We start from the raw sequence: 4,583 nt of genomic DNA on the forward strand, positions 1-4,583 counted from the left end.
CGGCAGGCGCGGCGGCCGTGGCCACCTTGCAGCATGCCGGGTTTGCCGGGCGCCTGCTGTGGATCGACCGCGAGCAAGCGCCCGCCTACGATCGCACTGCCCTGAGCAAATTCGTGATCGCCGGCGAGATGGCGCCGGACGACACTCCAGCGTTGCTCGAAGACAAGCCCTTCGACACCCTCGGCATTCACGGCGAGGTGCAGCGCCTGGATGCCACCGCCAAACGTATCGAACTGGCCGACGGCCGTCATTTCACCTATGACGCGGCGCTGGTGGCCAGCGGCGGCGAGGCGCAGCCGCTGGATATCCCCGGCGCAGTGCTGAGCAACGTGTTTGTACTGCGCAGCCGCGAAGACGCCGCGCGCATCAGCGCAGCCGCAGAATCTGCGGCCTGTGTGGTGATTATCGGCGACAGTTTTATCGGCCTGGAGGCGGCGTCGGCCCTGCGCCAGCGTGGCCTGGTGGTGCAAGTGGTCAGCCGGCACGCCATCCCGCTTGCGGCGCAATTGGGCTCGCGCATCGGTGCCGCGGTCCGCCAGCTGCACGAAGACCACGGCGTGATATTCCACAGCAATACCGAACCGCTGCGCCTGGACGGACACGGCGCGGTCAGTACGGTGCTGTTGAAGAATGGCAAACGCCTGGCCGCCGACCTGGTGCTGATGGGGGTCGGTGTAAAACCCGCCACCTACTTCATCGAGGGCGTGAAAAAAACCGAGGATCAGTCGCTGCAGGTCAATGACCAGTTGCAGGCCGCGCCGGGGTTATGGGCGGCCGGTGACAACGCGACCTTTGCCTGGCAGCAGCAGCCCACGCGCATCGAACACTGGCGCCTGGCCCAACAGTTGGGCGTGCTGGCCGCGCGCAATATGCTCGGTGAATCGCTGACCTACGCCGACGTGCCGTTTTTCTGGACGTACCATTTCAACAAGACCTTCGAAGTGCTCGGCCACCCGCAGCACTGGAACCGCCTGCACCTGCTCGGCGACCTGCAGCATCACGACTTCATCGCCCTGCTCTGCCATGACGATCAAGTCGAAGCAGTGATCGCCTGCGAACACCAGCCAGCCATGGCGCGATTGTCGCAACGCATGCAGCGCCCGCTGAGCAAGGCCGAAGCGCTGGAACTGATCGATCGCGATTAGCGTTTTTTGCGCGCGCCCAACTGAATCCATGTCGGCGCATGGTCGCTGGCGTGGGGCTCGTTGCGCACCCAGGCGTCCACCCCGGCATTCTTCAGGTAAGGCTTGAGCGCCGGGTTGAGCAACAGGTGGTCGATGCGCAGCCCGGAATTCTTCTGCCAGTGCTCGCGAAAATAGTCCCAGAAGGTGTACACGCGCTCGTCGGGATACAGGTGGCGCAGCGAATCGGTCCAGCCTTGCTCGAGCAGGCGCTGGTAACAGGCGCGGCTTTGCGGTTGCAGCAAGGCGTCCTTGAGCCAGGAACGCGGGTTGTAGATGTCCAGGTCGGTGGGCACCACATTAAAATCCCCGGCCAGCAGCACTGGATGTTCACTGGCCTGTAAGGCCTTGGCATAGTCGATGAGCCGCTCGAACCAGGCCAGTTTGTACGCGAACTTCGGCCCCGGCTGCGGGTTGCCATTGGGCAGATACAGGCAGCCGACCAACACGCCATGCACGGCGGCTTCGATGTAGCGGCTCTGGGTGTCGCTGTCGTCGCCGGGCAAACCGCGCCGGCTCTCCAGTGGCTGGGCATCCCGCGCCAATATGGCCACCCCGTTCCAGGACGCCTGGCCCAGGCAGATCGTACCGTAACCGGCGGCTTCAAAATCGGCATAAGGGAACAGGCTTTCGGGCGCCTTGAGTTCCTGCAGGCACACGATGTCGGGCTGTTCGCGTTCCAGCCATTGCAGCAGGTTGGGCAGGCGGGCACGGATGCCGTTGATGTTGTAGGTGGCGATTTTCAGGGCTTTCATGGGGCGGGGTCCTTCCAGGGCTCTAGGGGTAGAGCCTGGAAGGTGTGCAGATGTTCCGTCTTAGTAACCCAGGGACAGCCCGGTGTTACGACGCGGGTCGTTAGCCCCGTAGAAGCGGTTTTTGCCGACCGGCTTGCCATCCAGCGACGGCGCGCCTACCAGGATCGCCGCCAAGTGGTTGGCGTCCTGCGGGCCGGCAAACTTGTGGCCCCAGCTTTCGAGGATTTTCTGGGTGTCGGGGCTGACCGCGAAGGTCTCAAGGTTGGTGGTGTCCGGCATCCACTGCTGGTGGAAACGCGGCGCGTCCACGGCTTCCTGGATGTTCATCTTGTAGTCGATGACATTCAGGATGGTCAGCAAGGTGGCGGTAATGATGCGGCTGCCACCTGGCGTGCCCACCACCATCACGGCCTTGCCATCCTTGGTCACGATGGTCGGGCTCATCGACGACAGCGGCGCCTTGCCCGGCGCGATGGCGTTGGCTTCACCCTGGACCAGGCCGTACATGTTCGGCACGCCGACCTTGACGGTGAAGTCGTCCATTTCATCGTTGAGGATCACCCCGGTCTTGCTCGCCATCACGCCCGCACCGAACCAGTCGTTGAGGGTGTAGGTGACCGACACCGCATTGCCCCACTTGTCGACGATGGAATAGTGGGTGGTGTTGTTGCCTTCATGGGGCGAAACGCCGGGCTTGATCGCCTGGGAATCCCCGGCCTTCTGCGGCTCGATGGCAGCGCGCAGTTTTGTCGCGTAGTTTTTATCCAGCAGGTGCTCGATCGGGTTCTTCACGAAGTCCGGATCGCCGAGGTAGCTGTTGCGGTCGACGTAGGCATGACGCATGGCTTCGATCTGGTAGTGCAGGCCCTGGGCCGAGTGATAGCCGAGGTCGGCCATCGGGTAGCCTTCGAGGATGTTCATGATCTGGCAGATCACCACGCCGCCGGAGCTCGGAGGCGGTGCCGAGACCACGTGGTAGCCTCGGTAGTCGCACTCGATGGGCGCCAGTTCGCGGGTCTTGTATTTATCCAGGTCGGCCTGGGTGATGATGCCCTTGCCGGCCTGGCTGGAATCCACCAGGGCCTTGGCGACCCAACCTTTATAGAAGCCGTCGGTGCCCTTGGCGGAGATTTCCTTGAGGGTCTTGGCCAGGTCTTTTTGTACGAGCTTCTGGCCGACCTGCAGCGGTTGGCCGTTGTGCAGGAAGATCCCGCGCAGGTCCTTGTCCTTCTCGAACTCGCCGGTAGCGGTGTGCAGCAGGTCGATGTCGCCCTGCTCCAGCTCGAAGCCGTTTTCCGCCAGCTTGATCGCCGGGGCAATCACCTGGGCGCGCTTGAGGGTGCCGTATTTGCTCAGCGCCAGTTCCATGCCCGAGACGGTGCCGGGCACGCCGACCGCCAAATGGCCCTTGGCGCTCAGGCCTTCGACCACATTGCCGGCCTTGTCCAAGTACATGTCGGCGGTGGCCGCCAGCGGGGCTTTTTCGCGGAAGTCGAGGAAGGTCTTGCGCCCGTCCGCCAGCTGCACGGTCATGAAGCCACCGCCGCCGAGATTACCCGCCGCCGGGTACACCACCGCCAGCGCGTAGCCCACCGCCACGGCCGCATCCACGGCGTTGCCACCCGCCTTGAGCACATCCACGCCCACATGCGTTGCCAAGTGCTGGGCCGTCACCACCATGCCATTTTCACCGGCCACCGGGGCCTGGGACGCGGCGTGCACACCACTGACCGTTAACACCAAGGCAGTGGCAATCAAGGTACGGCTGAAGGGTTGGTATTTCATCCATGGCTACTCTAGTTATTGAGATGCACCAAAATAGCCCGACTCGGATTTAATCCCCAGCGCAATGGCGTTTTTATTACAGAACTTGTCGGTCACAGAACGGACCGCAAAACGCCCATGCTATATTTCGCGCCTAACTCTCTTGCAAGGTGCGTTGACAGGGTGATCAAGAAGACCGGCATCCGCGCCCAGCAGGCCGACCAGACGCGCGCGCGCATCCTGCAGGCGGCCGTCAAGGTGTTCACCCGTGACGGCTATTCAGGCGGGCGCGTGGACAGCATCTCCAAGGAAGCCGACTCCAACGACCGCATGCTTTATTACTATTTCGGCAGCAAGGAACACTTGTTCGTCTGCGTGCTGGAGCACATCTACGAACAGTTCAACCAAGCCGAAAGCACACTCAAGCTGGACCTGGCGGCGCCCGAGCAGGCACTGCGTGACTTGGTCGGGTTTATCTGGAACTACTACGTCAAGCACCCGGAGTTCGTGGCGATCCTGAGCATCGAGAATTTGCACCAGGGCAAGCACGCCCAGCAGTCCGGCGAGATGCGCAGGTTGTCGGGCGAAGCGGTTGGCGTGCTCAAGCCGATCATCGAAGCCGGCCAGGCCCAGGGCGTGTTTCGCCAGGATGTGGACCTCAAGCACGTGTACTTGATGATTGCTTCGCTGTGCTACTTCTACAACTCCAACCGGCACACGCTGAGTTCATTCCTTGGGGAAGACCTGGCGGACAAGAGGCAGCAGCAGGATTGGCTGGGGTTTATCAGTGATTTGGTGGTGCGCGGGGTATCCCCCATCCCCCTGTAGAAACGCAAATCCAAATGTGGGAGCGGGCTTGCTCGCGAATGCGGTGTATCAGTCA

4 protein-coding genes are annotated in these 4,583 nt (G+C 62.4%); 2 read left to right on the forward strand and 2 right to left on the reverse strand.

Translation table 11 applies throughout. From position 1 onward, the window contains the following. On the forward strand, positions 1–1,145 hold a 1,145-nt coding region (locus tag WBR57_RS08775; protein ID WP_424083490.1), incomplete at its 5' end, for an NAD(P)/FAD-dependent oxidoreductase. On the opposite strand, the gene WBR57_RS08780 is transcribed toward WBR57_RS08775, so the two are convergent. Together WBR57_RS08780 and ggt are read right to left on the reverse strand one after the other, a co-directional pair. Continuing rightward, complete coding sequence (locus WBR57_RS08780) at positions 1,142–1,936, reverse strand: exodeoxyribonuclease III (RefSeq protein ID WP_424083491.1); 795 nt, start codon at positions 1,934–1,936, stop codon at positions 1,142–1,144. The genes WBR57_RS08775 and WBR57_RS08780 overlap by 4 nt on opposite strands. A 60-nt stretch (positions 1,937–1,996) precedes the next feature. Next, positions 1,997–3,721 carry a gamma-glutamyltransferase gene (ggt, locus tag WBR57_RS08785; protein ID WP_424083492.1) on the reverse strand — a complete coding sequence of 575 codons (1,725 nt, stop codon included), beginning with the start codon at positions 3,719–3,721 and terminating at the stop codon, positions 1,997–1,999. A 117-nt stretch (positions 3,722–3,838) separates the two neighbouring features. On the opposite strand from ggt, the gene WBR57_RS08790 reads away from it, so the two are divergent. Next, on the forward strand, positions 3,839–4,528 hold the full coding sequence (locus WBR57_RS08790) for a TetR family transcriptional regulator (protein WP_424083493.1): 690 nt from the start codon (positions 3,839–3,841) through the stop codon (positions 4,526–4,528). The last annotated feature ends 55 nt before the right edge of the window (positions 4,529–4,583 follow it).

This window comes from Pseudomonas sp., from assembly GCF_049590575.1.
In the GTDB taxonomy this organism is placed as follows: Bacteria; Pseudomonadota; Gammaproteobacteria; order Pseudomonadales; family Pseudomonadaceae; genus Aquipseudomonas.

Excerpts from the sequence above, each read along its gene's own strand:
- ggt (WP_424083492.1), bottom strand. The coding sequence starts at position 3,721 with ATGAAATACCAACCCTTCAGCCGTACCTTGATTGCCACTGCCTTGGTG.
- WBR57_RS08780 (WP_424083491.1), bottom strand. The coding sequence starts at position 1,936 with ATGAAAGCCCTGAAAATCGCCACCTACAACATCAACGGCATCCGTGCC.
- WBR57_RS08790 (WP_424083493.1), top strand. The coding sequence starts at position 3,839 with ATGCTATATTTCGCGCCTAACTCTCTTGCAAGGTGCGTTGACAGGGTG.